The organism is Vagococcus zengguangii (assembly GCF_005145005.1).
GTDB classification, from domain to species: domain Bacteria; phylum Bacillota; class Bacilli; order Lactobacillales; family Vagococcaceae; genus Vagococcus_A; species Vagococcus_A zengguangii.
On record NZ_CP039712.1, the window covers coordinates 2001146 to 2025910 of the forward strand.

20 protein-coding genes and 1 pseudogene are annotated in these 24765 nt (G+C 36.8%); 3 read left to right on the top strand and 18 right to left on the bottom strand.

The window, feature by feature from the left end; genetic code table 11:
- Positions 1–35: 35 nt before the first annotated feature.
- The 15 genes from pepF to FA707_RS09575 all read right to left on the bottom strand — a co-directional run bounded on the left by pepF (position 36) and on the right by FA707_RS09575 (position 18787).
- Positions 36–1847, bottom strand: a complete 1812-nt coding sequence (gene pepF / locus FA707_RS09505) for an oligoendopeptidase F (protein WP_136953972.1) — start codon at positions 1845–1847, stop codon at positions 36–38.
- 35 nt (positions 1848–1882) lie between these two features.
- On the bottom strand, positions 1883–3019 hold the full coding sequence (locus tag FA707_RS09510) for a competence protein CoiA (protein ID WP_136953973.1): 1137 nt from the start codon (positions 3017–3019) through the stop codon (positions 1883–1885).
- Positions 3020–3156: 137 nt separating this feature from the next.
- Positions 3157–4428: an NCS2 family permease gene (locus FA707_RS09515; protein WP_136953974.1), complete on the bottom strand. Its 1272-nt coding sequence runs from the start codon at positions 4426–4428 to the stop codon at positions 3157–3159.
- 165 nt (positions 4429–4593) lie between these two features.
- Positions 4594–5604: a YeiH family protein gene (locus FA707_RS09520; protein WP_136953975.1), complete on the bottom strand. Its 1011-nt coding sequence runs from the start codon at positions 5602–5604 to the stop codon at positions 4594–4596.
- 49 nt (positions 5605–5653) lie between these two features.
- Positions 5654–6352, bottom strand: a complete 699-nt coding sequence (locus FA707_RS09525; RefSeq protein WP_136953976.1) for a hypothetical protein — start codon at positions 6350–6352, stop codon at positions 5654–5656.
- A 114-nt stretch (positions 6353–6466) separates the two neighbouring features.
- Positions 6467–7819 (bottom strand): C40 family peptidase, encoded by a 1353-nt coding sequence (locus FA707_RS09530; protein ID WP_136953977.1) that lies wholly within the window; start codon positions 7817–7819, stop codon positions 6467–6469.
- A gap of 119 nt (positions 7820–7938) precedes the next feature.
- Positions 7939–8451 (bottom strand): rod shape-determining protein MreD, encoded by a 513-nt coding sequence (mreD, locus tag FA707_RS09535; RefSeq protein WP_136953978.1) that lies wholly within the window; start codon positions 8449–8451, stop codon positions 7939–7941.
- Positions 8451–9314, bottom strand: a complete 864-nt coding sequence (gene mreC / locus FA707_RS09540; protein ID WP_136953979.1) for a rod shape-determining protein MreC — start codon at positions 9312–9314, stop codon at positions 8451–8453. Before mreC ends, mreD begins: the two co-directional genes overlap by 1 nt.
- 168 nt (positions 9315–9482) lie before the next feature.
- Complete coding sequence (gene adhE, locus FA707_RS09545) at positions 9483–12080, bottom strand: bifunctional acetaldehyde-CoA/alcohol dehydrogenase (RefSeq protein ID WP_136953980.1); 2598 nt, start codon at positions 12078–12080, stop codon at positions 9483–9485.
- A gap of 264 nt (positions 12081–12344) precedes the next feature.
- Positions 12345–12737: a preprotein translocase subunit YajC gene (gene yajC / locus FA707_RS09550; RefSeq protein WP_154299904.1), complete on the bottom strand. Its 393-nt coding sequence runs from the start codon at positions 12735–12737 to the stop codon at positions 12345–12347.
- Positions 12738–12816: 79 nt separating this feature from the next.
- Positions 12817–13962 (bottom strand): tRNA guanosine(34) transglycosylase Tgt, encoded by a 1146-nt coding sequence (tgt, locus tag FA707_RS09555; protein WP_136953982.1) that lies wholly within the window; start codon positions 13960–13962, stop codon positions 12817–12819.
- Positions 13963–14524: 562 nt separating this feature from the next.
- Positions 14525–15559: a tRNA preQ1(34) S-adenosylmethionine ribosyltransferase-isomerase QueA gene (queA, locus tag FA707_RS09560; RefSeq protein WP_136953983.1), complete on the bottom strand. Its 1035-nt coding sequence runs from the start codon at positions 15557–15559 to the stop codon at positions 14525–14527.
- 71 nt (positions 15560–15630) lie between these two features.
- The gene (ruvB, locus tag FA707_RS09565) at positions 15631–16635 is read right to left on the bottom strand and encodes a Holliday junction branch migration DNA helicase RuvB (protein WP_136953984.1); all 1005 of its coding nucleotides are present in this window, start codon (positions 16633–16635) and stop codon (positions 15631–15633) included.
- A 12-nt stretch (positions 16636–16647) separates the two neighbouring features.
- Positions 16648–17265 carry a Holliday junction branch migration protein RuvA gene (ruvA, locus tag FA707_RS09570; protein WP_136953985.1) on the bottom strand — a complete coding sequence of 206 codons (618 nt, stop codon included), beginning with the start codon at positions 17263–17265 and terminating at the stop codon, positions 16648–16650.
- A 169-nt stretch (positions 17266–17434) separates the two neighbouring features.
- Positions 17435–18787 (bottom strand): glycoside hydrolase family 18 protein, encoded by a 1353-nt coding sequence (locus FA707_RS09575; RefSeq protein ID WP_168177394.1) that lies wholly within the window; start codon positions 18785–18787, stop codon positions 17435–17437.
- 193 nt (positions 18788–18980) lie between these two features.
- Between FA707_RS09575 and FA707_RS09580 the strand changes: the two genes are divergently transcribed.
- Complete coding sequence (locus FA707_RS09580) at positions 18981–19805, top strand: DUF368 domain-containing protein (protein WP_136953987.1); 825 nt, start codon at positions 18981–18983, stop codon at positions 19803–19805.
- A gap of 140 nt (positions 19806–19945) precedes the next feature.
- On the top strand, positions 19946–21118 hold the full coding sequence (locus FA707_RS09585) for a hypothetical protein (protein WP_136953988.1): 1173 nt from the start codon (positions 19946–19948) through the stop codon (positions 21116–21118).
- Positions 21119–21138: 20 nt separating this feature from the next.
- Here the strand turns inward: FA707_RS09585 and pcp are convergent, their stop codons facing one another.
- From pcp to FA707_RS09600, 3 genes are read right to left on the bottom strand one after another with little or no spacing between them, the layout of a single operon-like run.
- Entirely contained in the window at positions 21139–21783 is a 645-nt protein-coding gene (gene pcp, locus FA707_RS09590; protein WP_136953989.1) for a pyroglutamyl-peptidase I, read from the bottom strand.
- A gap of 14 nt (positions 21784–21797) precedes the next feature.
- Entirely contained in the window at positions 21798–22742 is a 945-nt protein-coding gene (locus FA707_RS09595) for a DUF979 domain-containing protein (protein ID WP_136953990.1), read from the bottom strand.
- Positions 22743–23438 (bottom strand): DUF969 domain-containing protein, encoded by a 696-nt coding sequence (locus FA707_RS09600; RefSeq protein WP_168177395.1) that lies wholly within the window; start codon positions 23436–23438, stop codon positions 22743–22745. It abuts the gene before it with no gap.
- Between the two features lie 502 nt (positions 23439–23940).
- On the opposite strand from FA707_RS09600, the pseudogene FA707_RS09605 reads away from it, so the two are divergent.
- Positions 23941–24744, top strand: a pseudogene (locus tag FA707_RS09605) (transposase); the annotation flags it as partial.
- Positions 24745–24765 lie beyond the last annotated feature (21 nt).

Sequence of the window (24765 nt, forward strand, 5' to 3'; positions counted from 1 at the left end):
TCTAGCAGTTGCTAATACTCCTGTTTTCGTTATTTTTATAATTGATCAATCAAGGCTTCGAATTCATCTAATCGTGTTTCAAAGACTTTCATGGCATCTTCAATGTACGTAGCCTGTGTCATATCAACACCTGCTTTTTTCATGATTTCGATTGGATAGTCACTACGTCCAGCTTTCAAGTAAGCTAAGTAGTTTTCTAAAGCGCCCTCTTCACCGGCTACAATTTTAGCTGCTAACGCTGAGGCAGCCGCAAAACCTGTTGAATATTGATACACATAATAATTATAGTAGAAGTGAGGAATACGCGACCACTCTAATGCAATCTCTGGATCTTTTTCAACAGCTGGTCCATAATAGTCCGCATTTAAGTTAGCGTAGTAATCACTTAAGAATTCACTTGTTAACGGTGTTCCTTTCGCATCTTCAACATGGATAAAGTGCTCAAATTCCGCAAATTGGGTTTGACGGAAAACTGTTCCTTTGAAACCATCTAAGTAGCGATTCAAGATAAACGCACGCACTTTAGGATCTGTTTCAGTCGCTAACAAGTGCTCAGTTAAGATATTTTCATTTGTTGTTGAAGCAATTTCTGCTAAGAAAATTGAGTAGTCACCATAAACATATGGCTGATTGCTACGTGTGAAGTAGCTATGAACACTGTGTCCCATTTCATGCACTAATGTGTACAATTGATCCAAACTATCATGCCAGTTCATTAAAATATAAGGGGCTGTATCATAAGCACCTGAAGAATAAGCACCACTACGTTTCCCTTGATTTTCGACCACGTCCACCCAACGATTTGAGAAAGCTTCTTCAACCACTTTGGCATATTCTTCGCCTAAAGGTTGTAACGCTACTTTAGTTTTTTCAACTGATTCTTCATAAGAATAGCGAATTGGTGCATCGCCTAAAATGGGTGTGTACATATCATACATATGTAACTCATCGACACCCATCATTTTTTTGCGTAACGCCACGTAACGATGTAATAATGGCAAATGCTTATGAACAACTTCTACCAAAGTATCATAAACACTTTCAGGAATATGGTTACCTGCTAAAGCAGCAGCACGAGCTGATGGATAGTTGCGCACTTTAGCTTTGTAGTTATGAACTTTCACGTTACTTGCTAAGGTTGTTGCAAACGTGTGTTGGAATTGCTCATAAACGCTGTACAAGCCTTTGAACGCTGCTTCACGCACTTCCGGTTTCACACTCTCCATTAATTGACCATAAACACCGTGTGATAATTGAATTGGTTCGCCCTCTTCCCCTTCGATAATTGGGAATTTTAAATCGGCATTGTTTAAAATTGCAAACGTATCACCCGCTGTACCGAAAATTTCGCCGGCTCCAGCTAATAATGCTTCTTCTTTTTCAGATAAAACATGCGCACGCTCTGCTAAAGTTGATTTAATCATTTGACGGTACACTTCAAGTTTTGGTTCTTCTTCAAAATAAGCCCAAACTTCTTCATCCGTTAATTGTAACATCTCTGGTTCAAACCAAGAAATAGCTTCAGACGCTTTCGCCACTAAACCGCTCATTTTGCTAGACATCCCTTGATACTTCGTATTCGCTGTATCTTGGTCGTTCTTCATGCTTGTGTAGACATACATCGTTTCTAATTCACGAGTTAATTCTAACGTTGCTTCGATTGCGGCTAAGAATTGTGATGCCCCTTCTTTTAATGTTCCTTGGAATTTTTTGACCTCAGGGATTTTTTGCTCAAAAGCAGCGTAACTTTCTTCAAACGCCTCATCTGTTGCAAAAATTTTCGTTAAGTCCCAAGTCAACGCTTCAGCTAGTTCTTCGCGTTTTGGTAATTGTTTTGGTTCACTCATTCAATTCTCATTCCTCTCTCACTATATGATAATAATTATGATACCACATTATGAGGCAATCGACTAACAAACACCCTATTATTTAAAAATTTTTCAATAAATTGCTGAATCTCTTCTTCCGTCAGCATAATCCTAGGTGGCTGTTCACTTTTAATCTCTCGTTCGTGTATCTCAATCAAGGATAAATCTGCTAATAACTCTAACCATTCATCAAACTGACTCCGATTGATGTGATTTTCTTCAGCACTAAAGACCTCCTCTTTCTGGCAACTTTTTTGTTGATGCAACAACTCCAACAATTTAATTCTTTGTTTAATAGCGTTTAAAAAACTTGTCTTTTCTAATATATTAGGTAATAAAATAATGGGATGTAATGCTAATAAATGATAGCCTTCCACATATAACGCACGTTGAATACGCATCACTTCCTTTTGACGACTGTATAAAGCCCTTTGCAAATACTGAAACTGTTTCTGATAAGTCTCTCCTAACAAATACTGCCACTGATGATAAATATTTCGAGAAAAAATGCCCGTCATAATAAACTGAAGAAATTCAGACTGAGTTAAAATTAATTCGCTATAAGACAATTCATGGGTAAAGGCTAACTCTTGAATATGATACGTCAGTACAACCTGCTCACTTGTCACATCAAGAAACAATAAATAATTACCTAATTTGGGATGCCATTCAAGAAACGCACGTTGCAAGCTAGTCAATCTCTCGTTTAAACGAAACTTTTGACCTAAAACCCAACAAACTTTAGCCTGCTGACTGTTGTAGCCTTGATTTCGCTCCGCTAAACGTTCTAAAGCTAAAGGGCTACACTGAAACTCGATAGCAACATGTTGATCTAACCAAACATCCGGACGTTGTTCAATAGTCATAAGCGCATATTCAAGCTGCACGCCAATCTCAGCTTGTTTTGCCCACTGATAAATTAACGCCTTTCCAACTAAGTGCTCCATCGTCTCTGGCTCACTCAATCCTTGGCATTTGTGGCGGTGCTTATGGGCAAAATGGGGCTGTTTAATCATCCCTAATTTCATAATGACCGCTTGATGACAGGTCGGACAAAATAACTCTTGTGTACGCTTGCGCTCTAAATCAGTGCGTGTCTCTTCCATAATATTAATGATTTGCCCTTCTCCAGTTTCCGCTACTAGCATCATTTATCACCTCAACAATAAAATACGCAAAAAAAGAGACCCAACATTAAATGTTAAATCTCCTTTTGGAATAAAGTTTACGAGCCACTCAAAAAATTGTGAGTGTTTTATCAGAGCTAAACATGCCTTCAATCACTTTTTTATATCCACACTTTGGCTACTAGGTAGCATAAGAATAGGATGGATATCAGACAAACTGTTGGTGTTAGTTCTTTGCGTTTGCCGGCGAAAATTTTAACTAGTGGGTACGCCACGAAACCGAAAGCCAAGCCTGATGAAATACTCATTGAAAAGCCCATCATGACCATCATTAAGAACGGTGCAAACCACTCTGAAAAATCAGCTAAATTGATATGTTGTAAGTTACTCATCATTAAACAGCCAGTAATAATAATAACTGGAGCTAACGCTGAACTTGGAATATACGATAAGAAGGGAATCATAAAAATACTAATAAAGAACAAAATACCAGCGACAACCGAAGATAAACCTCGTTTAGCCCCTTCTTGAATACCCGTTGAACTTTCAGCAGCTGGAATTGTAGGACTTGTTCCTAAAATGCTTGAGAGCATCATCACTCCCGCATTGATAATAGAAGTTTTTTTAAATCGTTCTTTGCTTATCCATGGCAACAAACCATTAAGCAAGCCAACCGATTCAAAAATCAAAATCATCGACAATGAAAATGTTCCTAATAAAAATTTAATACTAAATAAACTTGAAAAATCTAGTTTCCCAACAATCTCTGGATAGTCTTTAATCGCTGAAAGACTAAAACTGTTCTGACCGACATCTACTAAACCTAATAAATTGGCAATAATCGTCATCACGATAATCCCAATAAAGAAACTACCTTGTACATTTTTCAAAAATAAAAATAACGTTAATATTAACGCTCCAATCGTTAATAACATGTTAGGATCTGTGAAGTGATTTAATTCCATAAAGGTTTCTTCACCTCGAACAATAATCTGGCCATTTTCCAAACCTACCAAGACTAAAAACAAGCCAATACCAGATGTGATACCATGTTTCAAACTTTCAGGGATTGATTCGTTCATCTTGTCAATAATCGGTGTCACCGCAACGATTAAGCAAATCAAACTTGCCATGAAACTAATCGCTAAGGCTTCTTGCCAGCTCATCTGCATGTCTTTCACTAAGTTATAAGTGACAAACGAATTGACCCCCATCCCTGTTGTTAAAATAATAGGAACATCCCCTAGTAAACCAATTAGTAAACAACCAATCACTGAGATAAAAATCGTACCAAAGACACTTAATTCAGGTGGTAAGCCCGCTTCGGCTAAAATCATTGAATTTACGATGATCACATAAGAAATCGCAAAAAAAGACGTTAGACCACCAAACAATTCCTTTTTAACATCAACATTTTTCCATTGTTTAAACATAATTTCTCCTTTCATCGCACAAAAAAAAGTATAGACGGGTAGCAAGAAGCCCACCCACCTATACATAACGAAAAATACTATTTAGTTATTGCTTTATTAAAACGCTTTACCAGATTATTTTAGCATGCTTTGGATTGTTTTTCAATCGCAGACACGCTAAAACTATTAAGAAATTAACATACTAATTAAAGCATAGGCTGTCAACATTTGTAAACATGCTACCAATAAGCCATACACCATCGCTTTAGGTCCTTCTTTGACCAAGTGTTTAATGTTCACACGCAAGCCAATCGCCGCTAGCGCCATGATTTCAAACTGATTACTTACCCATTTAATACTAGTTACTAGCGTTGCGGGTAAATCAATGATTGTTGACGTTAATACACAACCGATAAAGAATGCCATAATAAACCACGGAATCTTAACGCTTAGCTTGCGAGTTGTTGCTAGTTTTTCGCCACTACTAGACACCGTTTTTTCTGTATCCAACTTGCTAAATACTAGCACAACGACGATTAATAAAACCACCCGTAACAGCTTAAAAATGGTCGCCATTTCAGTTACTGGCTCACTCACCATTTTAGCAGACGCAACGACTTGCCCGACTGACTGTAAATTACCGCCAATTAAAGCACTTGTTTTCATGACAGAATTACCAAACCATTGAAGGGATAATAGCGGTGCGACAATCATCAGCAAGGTTCCGGTTAAATTAACAATCGTAATCGCTAAACCTTTGTCTTTTTCTTTAGCCCCAATGACTGGCGTCACCGTCGCAATGGCTGAGGAACCACATACCCCATTTCCAGCGCCCATCAACAAACGAAAATCAAGTTGATAGCCCATCCACTTACCTATTAAAATAACGCCCACTATCGTCACAATCATCTGTAAGACCACGTAAGTAATACCACCTAGACCAATCTTAGCCACTGACTGTAAACTTAATGTTAACCCTGTCAAAGCAATCGCAACTTCTAGGAGCTTGCTCTCTGAAAACTTCGTTCCTTTATCAAGCTTCGCTTGATTGCCCACGATATTTCCCACAATAATTCCTAAAAAAATTGCTATTAAAGCACTTCCTAACGTTGGCACTAATTTAACCAGTTGTTGCGCCATAACACTAAGTACTAATGACAACACCATTCCCGGTAATATTGTATTTGTTTTCTTCATATCTTCACCCTTAGACCATTTCAACTAGTTCTTATTTGTTATAACATAACTATTCTACTACTTTATCAGAAAATATTACATATAAGAAATAGCTCGCTTCATTCGTTAAATTTTCCTTTTTAAAATAAGCTGATCCTTCATTAAAAGTTGCTAAAGAATCTCCTTTAGTCCAAACATTTAACATCACTGGTTCATTAAGTCGCATCTTTTCGGCAGGATCAATACGACTATTTCCCGACGAATCATAAGAATAATGGCTTAAATCGGGCATATCAAATTGATAACTGACCCCGCCATCAACTGTTGAGGAAGCAACTGCGATTGGTCCCAAAACATGTATATCCTCTCCTTCCTCTTCTTTCTTAAGCTCATCATTCAAGCTAATATTTTCATACTGCGCCCAAACTAAATTCCCTGTTCTATCAGCACTGAATAGGTCCGAATCATCAAATAAAACCCCTCCAACTTCTTCATGACGAACTAATTTATCTTTTTCATAAACATCAAAATAGACTAACATTTCTTTGACATCATCCGTCACATTAAATGCTAAGCCACCCAAATTATTTCCTAGTAATGCTGTAAAAGGATTATCATTTTCTTCTCTAACTAACGATTTCATCTGACCAGCTTTAAGATTACTAGTTGTTTTGATTGATGATTCTCTAGACTGGCAAGCAGTTAATAATAAACCACTTATGGCTAAACTTCCCACAAATAATGACGTCATCATTCTTTTTTTCATCATAAACACCTCTCCTCAAATGTGATATCATCATATCATATTTTATTGGTTTTACGAACAAAAACACAAAAAACTAGAGAATCGAAATAATTCTCTAGTTAACATTTTGAATTAATATTATCTTACGCGTACTGCGAAGTCTGGTGAGTAATATTGGAATGAACCATATTTGATTGACTCACCTGGTTGTGGTGCATGGATGTATCCAGTTCCCCCAGTTGAAATCGCTACGTGATGTGTAGCACCTTGTGGACCCCAGAATAATAAATCTCCAGCTTGTGCTTGTGATAATGGAATCACTGTACCTGCAGATTCTTGAGGTACTGTCCATCCGCCAATTTCGCGGCCAGCAGCTTTACGGAATACATAAGCAGTAAATCCAGAACAGTCGAAGACATCCGGACCTTTACCACCCCAAACATAAGGTTTCCCAATATGTTTAGCTGCTTCTGCTAAAATTGCTGAAGCGTTAATAGATGAACTTGGCGGTGTAACTACTTCTGGCGCTTCAGTATTACTATCTACTGTGCTTTCAGTATTGTCATTACTTTCAACTTGACTGTTTTGTGATTCTTCAGTACTTGAATTTGAATTAGTTGTTGAAGAGTCATTATTGTTAGTCACAAGTGATTGAGATTCAGATGATGAAGTCGTTGTTTCGCTTGCTTCTTCACTGTTAACGGTTGATACTTGTGTTTCAACAACTTTTGCCGCTTCTCTTGCTGCAGCAGCAGCTTCGGCAGCAGCTCTTTCTTCAGCTTCTCTTGCTAAACGAGCTTGTTCAGCACGTTGACGTTCTGCTTCTTCTTTTTGAGCAACATATTCAGCTTTTTTACCTTCTTCAGTTGATTTCTCAGCTGCGATTGTATTAACTAAAACTGTTTGTTGTAATTCTTGATCAACTAATTGACCTTTTTGAGCTTCTAAATCTGAAGCTACCGCTTGAATTTCTTTTAATTTATCTTCTGTTTCAGCTTTTTTATCTTCAACAGCTTGTTTATCTTCTTCTTGTTCTTTTAATAAAGTGTTACTAGCAGAAACAAGTTTAGCTGAAGCCGCTACACGTGTAATAGCATCAGATAAATTATCCGCTGATAATACTGCTTCAAGATATCCTGAAGACATACCACCAGTTTGAACAGCACGTGCTTGTTCTTTCAAACGCTCGTCGCGTTTTTCAATTTTATCATTTAAGTCTGAAACTTCTTTATTTAAATCAGAAACTTCTTTACCTAAAGTTGCTTGTTCTTTTTGTAATTTTTCAGCTTTCTCACGAATTGCTGCAATATTTTCTCTAACAGCTGCTAATTCAGCTTCTGCTGTAGCCGCCTTGTCACTTAATTCTTTAATTTTTTTATTTGAATTTTCAATTTTTTGATCAAACTCATCTGCGTGAATAGTACTTGGTAATGCTAAACTTCCACAAGCCATTGTACTTACCAACAACATTGTTAATAAACGTTTCTTCACTCTAGTTACCCCCGTATTAATTCTCTATATAATATAATTCTTTCCTACATCTACAGGAATAATCTTACCACACTACTATGACAGCAATATAATAGTAATATTACAATAATATTTCAAGGCTATCTTTTTTTATGTAACAATTTATTAATCGGATACGCTAATAACACGTAAAAGAAGATATTCATAAACAACGTTGGGCCTAATTCTCGGGCAATAAACTTGATAAAATCACCTTCTATTAAGTTAAAAATAACTTGAATAAAATAGGAACTCGAATCCATTAACGTAATAAATATCACTAAACTTAAGAATAAACTGGCAATCGTCGGTCTTACATATTTAAAAATCCAATAAGCTAAAGAAACCGTAATTGGCAATGATACCGTAAAGATACCCAAAATGCCATAATAGTAGCTGTCAATAATTAACCCTAAAACAATTGATAACGTCATTAAATAACCACGCTTAAAAAATAGGCTAGCTAAAATTAACCCTAGTAGCATAAAATGACTCAAAATCACGTACTGATTATCAAACGCCAATCGTAATATATTACTAATTTGAGCATCTAATAAGGTTGCCATTAACAAAATAAATGGTAACCAAATTTTAATTACTATGCTTTCTTTCATTATTCTTCACTTCCTGCCATACGTTTGACGACTGTTACCACAGAAATGTCGTAGAGCGATGAAGCTGGTTTAACATAAACTTCTTTTTCTAGTCCAAAATTAGTTGTTTCGATTTTTTCAACCGTACCAACTATTAAGCCCTTAGGAGAACTTGAGCCTAATCCAGATGTTAGGACTTGATCATCTTTTTTTATACCTTCAGTAGAATTAAGCTGTTTCACGATAAACATATTCGTTGTTTCATCGTAATTTTCTAGTAATCCAAAAACAGGCTCTCCACCCGCTAAGTTAATCATGACTGGAAAGTAATTTGAATTTTGGTTCGTAGATGTTAATAATTCAATTTTTGAAGAAATATTGTTAACCGCAATCACACGTCCAATTAAGCCTTTACTACCCATAACTGGCATATCAACTTCGATACCATCAACTGAGCCCTTATCGATAATTAAGATATCTTGCCAGTTATCTGGTGATCTTGAAATCACATTAGCATTAACTTTCTCCTGCGTTGTTAAAGTTGCCCCTAATTCTAATTGTTCGCGTAATTCTTTATTTTCTTTCTGTAACAAGTCGTTTTCGACTTGAACTTCTGCATAACTATCTAAACGCTTTTTCAACTCAGAATTTTCTTCATAAGTACCAAAAATATCCCCTATGACATGAATACCTTTTTGAATCGTTCTAATTGGATAAGACAATCCTTTATCTAGCGTTGCGACCAAATCGTTGGTGACAGCTTGGAAAACATTCGTTTCGTTCTTGCGGTCTCGCTGAAGAGCACTCACACTGATTAAAATAACCACAACGATTGTCAAAATGATGGCAATTATCATGTTTTTACTTAAATTAAATTTTTTCACTTTTCCACCTCAAGTTCTTTTAAAACCAAAAAACAATCTTCATTAGTTTACCATTTTTAGGGACTTTTTTCCACAAACAATCCTCTAAACATCGAACTAATCAAATAAAAAATAAGGAGCGTGGCAAGCACGGCTCCTTATTTTTTTCAACTATTTAGGGGTAGTTAATTACTTTCCATTATATGCTTTAATAATGATGTCTTTCAGTTCACTAATTAATGGTTCTTTAGGATTAGCGCCTGTACATTGATCTTCGTAAGCTAATTCTGCTAATTCGTCTGCTTGAATATCAACTTGTGCTTTTGTCACACCTTGTGCTTTGAAGCTCATATCGATACCACATTTTTCACCTAATTCAGAAACGGCTTTGGCTAAAGATTCAACCAACTCTTCAGTTGTTTTACCTTTTAATCCTAAGTAGCGCGCGATTTCTGCGTAGTCTTCGTCAGCACGGAAGAAATCATATTTAGGGAATAACGCATGTTTTGATGGATCTTTTGCATTATAACGAATGACATGTGGTAATAAAATCGCATTCGTACGGCCATGCGGAATATGGAAAGCAGCTCCACATTTATGAGCGATAGAGTGACAAATACCTAAGAATGCGTTGGCAAAAGCCATACCAGCTAAAGCTGAGGCGTTATGCATTTTTTCACGATTTTCTTCGTTTGGACGTAAGCAAGAATCTTCTAAGTTTTCAAACACTAATTTGATGGCTTGTAAACTTAAACCTCTAGTATAATCTGATGCCATAACAGAAACATAAGATTCAATCGCATGTGTTAACACGTCCATCCCAGTATCTGCTGTCACTGATTTTGGAACTGAGTAAACAAATTGTGGGTCAATAATCGCTACGTCTGGTGTTAAAGCGTAGTCAGCTAATGGGTATTTAACGCCTGTTTCGCTGTCGGTAATAACCGCAAAAGGTGTTACCTCAGAACCTGTACCAGAAGTTGTTGGAATCGCAACAAATTTAGTTTTTTCTGCTCCTGGAATTTTATAAGTACGTTTACGGATATCCAAGAATTTTTGTTTTGCGCCAAAGAATTCAACATCTGAATGCTCATAGAACATCCACATACCTTTCGCCGCATCCATTGGTGAACCCCCACCTAGTGCGATGATTGTATCAGGTTTGAATGATGTCATTTGAGCTAAACCACGTTCGACAGTATCACTTGATGGATCAGGTTCAACATCAGCGAACACTTCCACTTGAACTGAATTAGAACGACGATTTAATGTATCAATTACACGGTTAACATAACCTAAACTTACCATTCCTTGGTCAGCGACGATAAAAACGCGTTCCACATCTTTCATGTCTTCTAGGTAGTTTAATGAATTTTTTTCGAAATAGATTTTTGGTGGTAATTTAAACCATTGCATATTGTTCCTTCTTTTCGCTATTGTTTTTGTATTGATTAAGTTAATGGCTGAAACGTTTTTAGAGACTGAGTTTTTACCGTATGAACCGCAACCTAATGTTAATGATGGAATCATTTCGTTGTATAAGTCACCGATACCACCTTGAGCAGCTGGAGAATTAACTAAGACACGACAAGCTTTCATGCGTAAACCGAATTGTAATTGTAACTCTTCATCTTCAGTATGAACAACTGCTGTATGTCCTAAACCAAACTCTAACATGTTTTCGCAAAGTTGTAGTGCTTCTTCACGGTTGTTTGCTTTCACCATTGCCAAAACTGGCGATAATTTTTCTAATGATAATGGGTACTCAATACCTGTTCCTTTAAGTTCTGCCATTAAAATTTTAGTTCCAGCTGGTACTTTGATACCTGCCCATTCAGCGATAGTTGTTGCTGGCATTCCTACTACTTTAGCGTTAACTGCTGTTTTCGCTTCATTCATCACAGTCGCTTCTAATTTTTCGATTTCATCTTCTTTAACAAAGTAAACTTGGTGCGCTTGGAATTCTGCTTTTACATCGTCATAGATTTCTTTATCAACGATGATTCCTTGTTCAGATGCACAAATCATTCCGTTATCAAAGGTTTTAGATACGATTAAATCGTTAACCGCGCGTTTGATTTTTGCTGTTTTTTCAACGTAAACGGGTGTGTTACCAGGACCTACACCTAAAGCTGGTTTACCAGTTGAGTAAGCTGATTTAACCATGCCTGATCCACCTGTTGCTAAAACAATTGCCACACCTGGATGGTTCATTAAGCCACTTGTTGCTTCAAGTGATGGATGCTCAATCCATTGAACACAGTTTTCTGGCGCGCCTGCTAAGACAGCTGCATCTCTAACAATACGTGCTGCTTCTTTTGAACACTCTTGCGCGCTTGGATGGAATGCAAAAATAATTGGGTTTCTAGTCTTAATAGAAATTAACGCTTTGAAAATTGTTGTAGAAGTTGGGTTAGTCGTTGGCGTTACCCCACAAACCACGCCGACTGGTGAGGCAATTTCAATTAAGTTATGCTGTGGGTCTTCGTTAATAACGCCACATGTTTTATCGTTTTTAATGTTGTTCCAAATGTATTCTGAAGCATACATATTTTTAATAGCTTTATCTTCATATACGCCACGGCCCGTTTCTTCAACTGCCATTTTAGCTAACGGCATATGTGCGTTTAAAGCAGCAATCGCCATCTTGTGAACAATTCCATCAACTTGTTCTTGTTCGAAATTTTCCATTGCTTTTAAAGCAACATTCCCTTTTTCCACTAAATCATTAATCATCTCATCAACATTGATCTTCTCAACTTTTTCAACCACTTTTTTATCTACCATGATGTAACCTCCGTTGTTTGTTAATCTTTTCACAATGTAATCATACACTTATTTTTTAAAAAAGTAAATACTTATTTGTGAATTAATTAACAAACAAACAAAAAATAACTGAATACAATCCAAACACACACCATGACAACGTTCTCTAAATCATTAAAAAACTAACATTGATAACGTTTACAAAACTAAACAAGACTAAGTATATGAAAAACAAAAAAAGATGGGAAACTTTTTAAGTTTACCCATCAAACATTTCTATTATTTTTACGCTTTTGTTTCGTCTTGAGACGCTTCAATCACGTTTTCTACTTCTGTAACTACTTCCTCAGTAGGCGTCTCGATAATTTCCGAAACTTCTGTCACTTCAGCTTCAACTGGTGATTCTTCGGTTGTTAAACCTGCACCTGGTACGATTGTTTTAATTGCTGAACGTTCAAACTCTAAGAAAATACCTTCGCAATCTAATAAAACAGTTTTACCTGTTTCTGATGTTTTTGCATCAGCCACTACACCATGTAATCCACCAATTGTGACAACTTTGTCACCTGGTTGAATGCTATTTAATTTTTCTTGATGCTCTTTAACTTGTTTCTTTTGTTTACTCGTCATGAAGTACATCACGCCCCCAAAAACGATTAACATTAATATTCCGCCCATTATACCGCACCTCTTTTTCTATTTGTTAATTATACTTTATCAAAAATAAAACATCGGTTCTACTAATAATTACTATTTTTTAGAATTTCTTAGCGTTTTCTTTGTTGAAACCGTACTCTTCAAAGAAGGCTTGGCGGAATTCTAATAAGTTATCATCCATAATCGCTTGGCGAACTTGTTTCATCACATCTAATAAGAAATACAAATTGTGATAAGACGTTAAACGTAAGCCAAATGTTTCATCACTCTTAATTAAGTGACGAACGTAAGCGCGTGAATAGTTACGACAAGTGTAGCAACCACATTTTTCATCAATCGGTCGGAAATCGCGCGCGTATTGAGCATTTTTAACCACCAAACGACCTTTGCTTGTCATACATGTGCCATTACGAGCAATTCGTGTTGGTAATACGCAGTCGAACATATCGACACCGCGGATGACACCATCAATTAATGAGTCCGCTGTTCCGACCCCCATTAAGTAACGTGGTTTATTTTCTGGTAAAACAGGATTCAACACATCCAAGATATTATTCATTTCATCTTTCGTTTCGCCTACTGATAGACCACCAATTGAGTAACCTGGGAAATCTAAACTCATTAAGTCTTTGGCACTTTGCAAACGTAAATCTTTGTAACCTGCTCCTTGTACGATACCAAATAACCCTTGGCGATCTGGATTAGCGTGAGCTTTCAAGCCACGTTCAGCCCAACGTGTCGTACGTTCGATTGATTTTTTCACATAGTCGTGACTTTCTTCAAACGGCGGACACTCATCGAAACTCATCATAATATCTGGACCTAGTTTATTTTGAATTTGGATCGCTTTTTCAGGTGAAAGGAACATTTTAGAGCCATTTAAATGATTCCTGAAATGAACACCTTCTTCTTCAATTTTTCGCATATCTGATAGTGACCAAACTTGGAAACCTCCTGAATCAGTTAAAATTCCTTGATCCCAATTCATAAATTTGTGAAGACCGCCCGCTTCTTCTACAATGTCTTCTCCTGGTCGCAACCATAAATGGTAAGTGTTACTTAAAATAATACCGGCACCCATGTCTTTTAATTCTTCAGGCGCCATTGTTTTAACTGTCGCTAATGTACCGACCGGCATAAACATTGGAGTCGGGAACGTTCCATGTGGTGTGATAATTTCACCTAAACGTGCTCCTGTATGCTTTTCCTTTTTAATCAATCGGTAACGAATGGCTGGTTCTGTCATCTCGTCTCCCTACTTTCATTTAATTCTACATTTAATAGCATCTAAATTATCATACTCTGTGGGGCAAGTTTGTGCAAGTTTTTACCGAAGAGATTTTTTCATAGCTTATTGAGCATATCTTTTGAAAGCGCACACAAAATATGGTTTAATATAGTTAGAAGGAAGGATGCAATCTTAGAAAATCAAGTTCTCGAAAATTACAACTGAATAGGTAATACAAAGAAACAACGAAGTGTTCTAGAAGTACACATTTCACCAATCATTAAGAAGACATGTAACGTTTAACGCTTCAAGATAACGTGAACAGTTTAAAAGATTAATGCATTGCAAAAAGAATTGACAAAGAAGTATTGAAAGACAAATCTTGTTTTGCAAGAGAATTTAGAAGAATAGAAAAAGAAAAATGTAAAGAATATACTCATCCATAAACTTACATGACTTCTTATCTAGTAAATCTTTCTAAGTCCTTCCGAAGAACCAGAAAAGCCAAGCGATCGAGACGCTTGGCTTTTTTTCGTGGTCATATAAATTATAAGCAAGTTCTAATACTTATTCGATCACTTTATTTTACAAACATGGCGTCACCGAAACTGAAGAAGCGGTAACGTTCTTGAACGGCATGATTATAAGCATTTAAGACGTTGTCGCGTCCGGCAAATGCGCTGACTAACATCACCAACGTTGATTTTGGTAAGTGGAAATTAGTTGAAAAAGCATCCACTACTTTAAAGTCAAAACCTGGTGTAATAAAAATATCAGTCCAGCCACTATCAGCTTTAATCTCACCGTCAAATTTTTGACCAATTGTTTCTAGCGTACGAATGGATGTTGTCCCAACGGCTACAATACGGCCACCTTGTGCTTTGACTTCATTTAACGCTTGCGCTGCTTCTTCAGTCAGACGATAAAACTCGCTATGCATTTTGTGTTCGGCAATATTATCTACACTTACTGGGCGGAAGGTTCCCAAACCAACATGTAAGGTTAAATAAACTAGACGAATCCCTTTTGCTTCGATTTTCTCTAATAATTCTTTGGTAAAATGTAGCCCTGCTGTTGGTGCAGCCGCTGAACCATTTTCTTTCGCATAAACCGTTTGATAACGGTCTGGATCTTCTAAACGTTCTTTAATATAGGGTGGTAAAGGCATCTCACCTAGAGACTCTAATATTTCTAAAAAGACTCCCTCATAATTAAATTCAATCACACGGCCACCATGTTCTAACTCTTCTACTACAGTTGCTTGTAATTTTCCTTCACCAAAATCAATCACTGTACCGACTTTGGCACGTTTAGCTGGCTTAATTAACGTTTCCCAACGATCACCCGTTGTGTTGTTTAATAACAAAATTTCTAATTGACCACCTGTATCAGGTTTCACCCCGTAAATTCTAGCTGGTAAAACACGTGTATCGTTCATCACTAAGGCATCGCCAGCATTTAATTCGTCAATAATATCCGTGAAATGCTTGTCTTCCATCTCACCTGTTTCTTTATTTAAAATCAACAAACGTGATGTTGCACGATTTTCTAATGGCGTTTGGGCAATTAATTCTTCTGGTAATGCAAAATCAAAATCTTCTGTTGTATATGTCATGATTATCCCTCTTCTTCAATTTAAATCTCTTCCATTCTAGCACGATGAAATTCAGATGCAACTGTCCCGCTTTATTTTTGAGGGTAATAATAGCCTAAATGTTCATAAGCTTGTGGTGTCGCTACCCTACCACGAGGTGTGCGTTGAATAAAGCCTTTCTGAATTAAATACGGCTCATACATGTCCTCTACCGTTTCAGTTTCTTCGCTAATATTTACTGATAACGTACTTAATCCTACTGGTCCACCACCATATAATTCAATCATCGTACGTAGGATTTTTTGATCGACATAGTCTAATCCTTCATGGTCAACTTGTAAAATTGCCAAGGCACGGTCAGCTGTTTTTGAATCAACAATTCCGTCATTTTCAACTTGTGCCACGTCACGCACGCGTCGTAACAAACGATTGGCAATTCGTGGGGTTCCACGCGAACGGCGCGCAATTTCTAACGCACCATCTTCTAAAATATCTGTTCTAAAAATATCAGCCGAACGCAATACAATTTCTTGTAGATCTTGCACTTCATAATATTCCATATGCAAAACAATACCGAATCGATCACGAAGTGGCGCAGATAACATCCCGGCACGAGTCGTCGCGCCGATTAAGGTAAATGGTGGTAACTCAAAATGAACGGGATGCGCAGTCGGACCTTGACCAACCATGATATCGACGTAAAAATCTTCCATCGCTGAATATAGCATCTCTTCTACAACGCGTGGTAAGCGGTGAATTTCATCAATAAATAATACATCGCCTGGTTCTAGCTCATTCAACAATGCTACTAGATCACCTGGCCGTTCAATTGCCGGTCCACTCGTTGTTCTAATCTGAACCCCCATCTCATTTGCAATCACCATCGCCATTGTTGTTTTCCCTAATCCCGGTGGTCCAAATAACAAGACATGATCAAGAGCTTCTTGACGATTCAACGCTGCTTTAATATAAATCGACAATTCTTCTTTGACTTTATGTTGCCCGATATATTGAGCTAATCGTGTTGGGCGCAGTTGCTTCTCTTCTGATTCAAAAGGCAGATTTTCAGGAGAAAGCATGCGGTCGTTTTCTACCATAAGAAAACCTCCTTATTTTTTCATTAATAGGCTTAAACCTTGGCGTAAGTATGCATCAGTTGAATCTAAATTCAAACTCTTCAACTCTTTTTCAATGCGCGCCAATTCTTTTTGTGAGTAACCTAATGCTAACAACGCTTCGATAGCTTCCTCTAAATAACGATTGTTTGAACCATCTAAATCGATATCTAATAGCGAAATTTGCTCGTCTCCTTTTAGTTCTGAAATAACTAAATCATCTAGTTTTCCTTTCAAATCAAGAATCATTTGTTGTGCTGTTTTTTTACCTACACCAGGAAACTTCGTTAAATACTTAAAGTCATCTGACTCAATCGCTTTAACTAACCCAACATGGTCTTCTCCCGCCATAATGGCTAAGGCGCTTTTCGGACCAATTCCTGAGACACTAATTAATTTCATAAATAATTGTTTTTCTTCATATTGATTAAAACCAAACAAGTTAATAGCATCTTCACGCACCGCTTGATAAATATAAATCAACGTTTCTTTGGTTTCTGTATTGTAACGAAACGGATTCGCCACAGCTAATTGATATCCAATCCCGCCAACTTCTAACACAATGTAATATGGGCTAACAAATGTTACTTGCCCTTTCATATATTCGTACATACTAATTCTCCTTATCCAAAACATGCGTTCGCCTCTAAATTGTACCATATTTCTTGGTGAATTCGAAAGATTTCTCATTCTTTCATGACTCACTGACATAACTATCACGTCTATGTCTGGCTCACACAAAAAAGAGCCACGACTAATCGTCATGGCTCTTAATAAATCGTTATTTTTTCAGTAATTTAACAAATAATGCTATTAATGCTAAAACATACAACAATGGCATCCACCAAGGAGTTAGACCCATTAAGACGAATAAAACACCTAAAATAATTGCAGTTATCCCTATTAATTTAGCAAAGGCTTTTTTATTTAACTTCTTACCTTTTAAACTATTAGGTAAATATTTTTGCCAGTAACCTAGGAGCAACGGAATACCCAAGCTTAGTAACAATAGCCCTAGTAAGACGCTTAATACATCTAACCAGTTAATTTTTTTAACGACAATACTTGGTGTCACTTCTTCAGCTAGTGAATTGGCACGATTTAATGATACCTTTTCTTTTTCAACCGTATCATATAACACTTTCATCAAGTTAGTCGAACTTGATTTTTCAGTGTCCATCGTAGGAGCCCAAATCATGATGCCTCCTGATTCGGTTTCTATTGAAGCCAGTGTCTTATCACGAATGGTTTGCTTATTATTAATAAAATACGTCACACCGTTAATCATTACTTCATCATCCAACGGTACTTCTGGGGCTTCGTTAATAATATTACGGTAAGTCATCACTGACCCATCAGCTGCTTTCCCATAAAAAGGAATACCCGACACTAACTTATTCATGTGATTACCACCTAATATTTTATTCCAGTAATCTAAATTAGCTTGGTGTAATTCAGTCGTCGAATGATTAGGATAGCCTTCAATTTGCGCATCATATGACATGATGTTAATCCAATCAGCCGTTTTTAATGCAGTCGGTGTGAAATGAACCTCCCAATGTCCACTTGGCTGACCATTTGCGGCCACCCCGGACGGAACCGTAATCGAAACATAGGTCTGTGGGTCTAAAGATTTCTTCAACGTTTGGATAAACGTTTCAAATCGTTGTGCTTCATTGGCTTCTGGATATTCCCAATCAATATCAACAGTATCTAGTTTATACTCGTCGACAAAAGCTTTAATACTATTAATAAATGTTCTTAATGTGTCTTGATGTGTCGCTGCTGAAAAGTTATCGCTTAAATTCCAACCACCTATACTAACACCCACACGAACATTATGAATGTGCGCTTTCTCAACCAAGGCTTTTAGCTGATCCGGACTACCACTATCGGTAAATTTCAATTTCCCATCACCTGTTGGTACAACTGAGAAATAATTAACATCGGTAAACTGCGCTAAATCTACCGTACTATCTAAATGTTGTGTGTCATAATCTGGTAAATAACCAATTATTTTAAAATTTTCATTTGCTGCTTCAACTTGTTGTGTCCCAACCCCTAAAAGAGAAAACATCATCATCCAGATGATATTTAACAAAATCGTCTTCTTTTTATTCCTCAAAACATTCATTTTAGTCTTTACCCCTTTTTTCGCTCTCGCATCTCTCAATATTATAGCAAACATCAACCACTATTGTATATTTTTAGAAATTAATAGTTTTAGCCAGATATTAAGAAATCCCTAAATTATAATCTTTTGTTTTCAAATTCTACTATTTTAGGTATGATAAAAACATAATAATTTTTTTAGGAGATATTTTTATATGACAAATAATATGAAAGACTGGCTTTTACGTTTTGTAAAAGGTATGTTCATTGGTTCGGGCTTTATTCTTCCTGGTGTGAGCGGTGGCGCTTTAGCAGCAATTTTTGGTATTTATGAACGAATTATTTCATTTCTAGCTCACATCACTAAAAACTTCAAAGAGAATGTGTTGTACTTCATCCCTATTGGTTTAGGTGGGATTTTCGGAGTATTTTTACTTTCGTTTGGTGTAAGTTTCTTACTAGGAAATTACGAAACGATTATTTTGTGGTTCTTTGTAGGATGTATCATCGGAACAGTTCCTGCTTTATGGAGAGAAGCCGGTAAAGAAGGACGCAACAATGTTGATCTAACTCTTTTAGTCATTACCTTTATTTTAGGTGGTTTGTTCCTATTCTTTGGCCAAGGCTTATTCGGAACAGTGGAGCAAAACTTCTTCACTTGGATGATTGCGGGAGCGTTAATTGGTTTAGGGATGATCGTACCCGGTCTTAGCCCTTCAAACTTTTTAGTCTACATGGGCATGTATAAAGCGATGTCTGACGGCATCAAAAACATGGACTTAGCCGTATTAATTCCAATTGCTATCGGTGGTCTTGTCTGTGTTTTAGGTTTATCAAAAATCATGGATGCGATTTTCCGAAGACATTTTTCAAAACTATTTCACTTTATTTTAGGGATTGTCTTTGCTTCCACAATTATGATTATTCCTACTAACTACGCGAATTTCGGTTTCTTACAATATTTACTATGCTTCATCATGTGTCTTTTAGGCGCTTGGTTAGGGAAGTGGATGAGTGATCTAGAAGAAAAATATAAATAAATAAGCACACAAACACACAATCTTGAACAGTTGTGTGTTTTTTCGCGCTTATAACCGCTTATTTTCAAACATTTTAGTAACCTGTGTTATGATTATAGTAATTTTATTGAGCTTTTTTATCAATACCTGGAGGTTTATCTATGAAAAAAATACTATTCAAGGGATTATTAGTTGTCAGCTCATTAGTTGGGATGACGTTAACGACGAATGCTGAAGAGACAACTGATACAGCAACTAGTACGACGAAGCCCTCAATTCAATTGGCCAATCGTCCTGGTATTAACCTATTTCCTAGTTTAAATAATACATTACCGGCAACAACAAGTACTACGAGCGAGGCGACTGATGATAACTCTTCAATCGAGCAGACAACTAATACACAACAATATATGCCGAAGCAACCCGCAACTAATACGACAACTGGCACTAAAACGGGTGCTGCCGTTCATGTCACTTTAAACCATGAAAGCCTAGGTGAATTCGGGTATACGATGAGTTTCTATGGAGAACCTTATTCAACCTTAATCATCCCGATTGATGCTTCGATGGGGAAAATAACAAGCGTCTCAGGTGGGAATTTCATCATCAACCAAGATGGCGGCTTAACAGGAACTTATCCAAGCCCAGATGAAGCAAAAAATGTTTCTATTGATATAACGCCAGTCGGTAAGACACCAGTCCAAGTCACCTTGAACTTTTTAGACGAAGATTATGAACCTATTCCTGATGTCCCTTACATCACTTATTACGGAAAAGCAGATGAGCAAACCAATATTGCATTATTAGACATCGATGGCTATACGTTCAAAGAAGCAGAAAGTTTTAGCTTTGCACGAAACAATTCATCTGCCATCTTGCTCTATACCTTTGGAGAGACTAATGAAATCCTTAATTTGATTTATGTCTCTAATCAAGTAGACGATATTGATGAAGAAGAATACGAAGGTAGCTCAACTGACAACTTACAGCAAACTGACACTAGCGAACATGCGACTGATTCGACAATTACCTCAATCGATGAAACATTTTCTAATCAAGCAAGTTCAGATAATGCGACCAATGAATCCTTTACGAAAGATTTCGCTAAAGCAGCCTTGGCGAGCACTTCATCAAATAGCCCAACAACACGTACATCTCAAGCTACAGAAAGCAAGATAACACTTACTAGCTCAAACGAAGCAACAACCACTCAAGCAAATGAATTACCTAAAACCTCTTCCGTAAATCCTGTATTCCTTGGTTTATTGGGTCTACTGCTAGTGACTATTAGCGGAATTCCCTTAAAAAACGTAGTTAAAAAGCGCACTTCATAAGAAGTGCGCTTTTTTCATCATTAGTGAGTCGTGCCAGAATTCAATTGAATATCTTCTTTGTTCGTCACAATCGCAGCTAAAGCATATTCAAGCGATAATGCAATATCTTGTAAGCTCATTGCCGCAGTATCAACCGGACGTTCAATCGTTTGTGCTGGAATAAATGGCACATGAACGAAACCACCTTTAATTTCTTTAAACTCTGTCGCAATCATGTACATCAATTCATACATGATGTAGTTACAAACATAGGTCCCAGCAGTGTATGAAATATAAGCTGGCAAACCATTATCATGGATATTTTTAACCATCGCTTTAATCGGTAAGTTGGTGAAATAAGCAGTGTCACCTGTAGCTTGAACCGGCGTATCGAATGGTTGATTGCCTTTATTATCCGGAATACGTGCTTCAATTTTATTAATTGCTACTTGTTCGATTGAAACCGACGCACGACCACCTGCTTGACCAACACATAGCACCACATCTGGCTTAACTTCCGCAATTTTAGCTTTCATCACATCAGCTGAATCATAAAAAACCGTTGGGATTTCTAACTTAATAATCTCTGCCCCTTCGATAACATCCGGTAATAGTTTTACCGCCTCATACGCTGGATTAATTTTGTCGCCACCAAATGGATCAAAACCTGTTACTAATATTTTCATACTAAACACGCTCCTTATCTAAATAAAATCATATACACAATTTGAAAGACTAACATAAATAATGCGATAAAAACTTGGTTCTTGATAACACCGTATTTATTTTTCATCTCTAGCATTGCAACTGGAACGATATTAAAGTTAGCTGCCATTGGTGTTAACAGTGTACCACAATAACCGCATGTTAAAGCTAACATCCCGACTAATGCCGGATTCGCACCATAAGCTAAGACGAATGGCCCACCAATTCCGACCGTCATCACGGTAATCGCCGCAAAAGCATTCCCCATAATCATCGTAAACAAGACCATCCCGATTGCATAGACAATAATTCCTAAGACCACATTACCTTCAGGAATCACTTGTTTCACGCCAGACGAAATTACTTCGCCCACGCCGGCGCTTGTAAAGACAGCCCCTAATGAAGCTAATAACATCGGTAACATACTTAACGGGCCGACTGTTCCTAACATATCAGCCGCATCGTTTAAGAAGGTTACAGGTTTATTGTCACTTGATAGCACCATCAAGCTTATAATCGCAACCAACACTCCCATACCAACACCAACTAAAGCACCTAAGTTAGTAAATAAAGCAAACACAATCGCAAAAATTCCGATAGCAAAAGCTGGAATAAAGACTTTTAATCCTAATTTTTCAGACATATTTTGCATGTATTCTTTTGAAGGTAAACGACTTTCACCTTTACCAACACGTTTAGCGATAGCAGGAATCGTCATTAATAAGACTAGTAAACCATTAACTTGCGCTGGAATCCAACGGCCAAAGGCTAAAATAACTCCTAGAATAATCCAAAAGACTGCTGTTCCAATACGTTTTTGATTCGTTTGATCGGTTAAATTTTTAACACCCGTATACATCACAATTAACCCCATCACAATATATAAAACTTCTAATAATTTATCTGCTAATAAAATAGTTGAATCTGTAAAGAAAGCCATCTATTTCGCCTCCTTCTTTGTGTTACCATAAATTTTTTTCATCAATTGTTTATCTTTCCAGAAGAAGTAAACACACGCTACAATTAAGGCCGTAATGGCAACGGGAATTTCATACATCGCTAAGGTTGCTAAACTAACATCATAGCCTAAACCTTTTAAGGTCGATTGCACTAACAAACCACCTGGCCCACCGATAAATAAGACTTGTCCAAAGAACCAACAAATATTTTCCATTGCTGAAGACATCCCTTTTAATTCTTCTTCATATTCTGGCGTTGGTTCTAGTCCTTTAGATTCTAACGTTCCTAATGTCATCGGATAAATAATTGGACGAACAAAACCGGCCACCCCACCAAAACTGACATTAAATGCCGCCATAATCATACGGAACACTCCATAAATTGCGACAATCACACTAGCTGAAACATTTTTGAAGCGTTGAATAAACGTGGCTGCTGATTCCTTTAGACCATTACGCTCTAATGTGCCTGTTGCTAACATAATTAAAATAAAAATCGTCATTCCACGATTGTTAACAAAACTTGTCCCTAACACTTCTAACATCCCATCAATTCCTAACCCACCTACTAAGGCGGTCACGATTAAGGAAATTGTAATAATTAGAATAGCATCTAATTTAAGGGCGAACCCTACGATAACGATAACCACACCTAACAGTGTCAACAAATCATTCACTACACATACCTTCTTTCTGTTATTTAAATAACACATTTATCTTATAAGAATAACATAATCACGTATTTTATCTATATTTTTTAATTTATCACTAGTGTTTTTTATTAAAAAATTTAAACACAATAATGATTGTTGATGAAAAACTTACCCGTTCTACTATACTTTTCCCTTACTTCCAATTTACCATAAGGCCTATAAAAAAGAAGCTGTGACATAAGTCTTTAAAAAATCCCTGATAAATTTGGCAATAAAGTCAAATTTATCAGGGATTTTGGTATAATAAAATAAAAAAGAAGCACGGTTGCCCCCATGCTTCAAAGAATCCTATAAAGGACCCAAAAATGTATTCTAATTATAACATGAATCAGTTAAGTTTGGATATCACAACTTCATATCCCCCAGAAAAAAATAATACGGCTTGGTTTATTAACGAGCTAGTTGAACACTAGAAATCAAAGAATCTTATTTATTCGGAAGACCACGTCAATATGACTTATCAGCTATGTTGAAATTGGTCTTATTTGCGTACACTCGAAGTGTTTTTAGTAGTCATAAAATTGCTCAATTGGCTGAAGAGAGCCTACCGGCTCGTTGGTTAACACAAGAAATGATGCCTTCCTATCGAACGATTGCACGCTTTAGAATCTCTAATGAATTAGAAGGTCTTATTAATCAAGGCTTGGAGCAGCTAACCGCTTATTTACGTCAACAAAACATGATTGATGATGCCATTTTTATTGATGGAACTAAAATTTTAGCTGATGCCAATAAATTTAGTTTTGTTTGGAAGAAAAATACGATTCGTTTCGATGCGATGAATCGAGAAGCAACCGTCTCTTTAATGAATGAATTAAAAGAGGCTTATTCGTCGTCTCATATACCAGATGGTTCTAATCTGTCTTTAGATATGGTTGATGAAGTTCTAACTAGTTTAGAATTCAGATTAGAAGAATTAGAAAAACAAATTAAAACAACACCTAAGCTTTCTCCCAACCCTGCTAAACAAGAACGACGTTCTTTAAAATCAACTAAAAGAAAATTAGCTGCACGTCGAGCTAAAATGATAGAACATCAAAAGCAATTTAAGACTTTTGGGAAACGAAACAGCTATTAAAAAACTGATCACGATGCCACTTTCATGAGAGTAAAAGAAGAAGATCACATGAAAAATGGTCAGCTTAAGCCAGCTTATAATCTGAAAATTGCTACGAGCAAGTAATTTATCGTAGGCTATGATGTTTACCAAAATCCAACAGATACTAAAACGTTAATCCCTTTCTTAGAAAAAATCCGAAACAAACGAAAAATAACACTTTTCGTCCGTTTC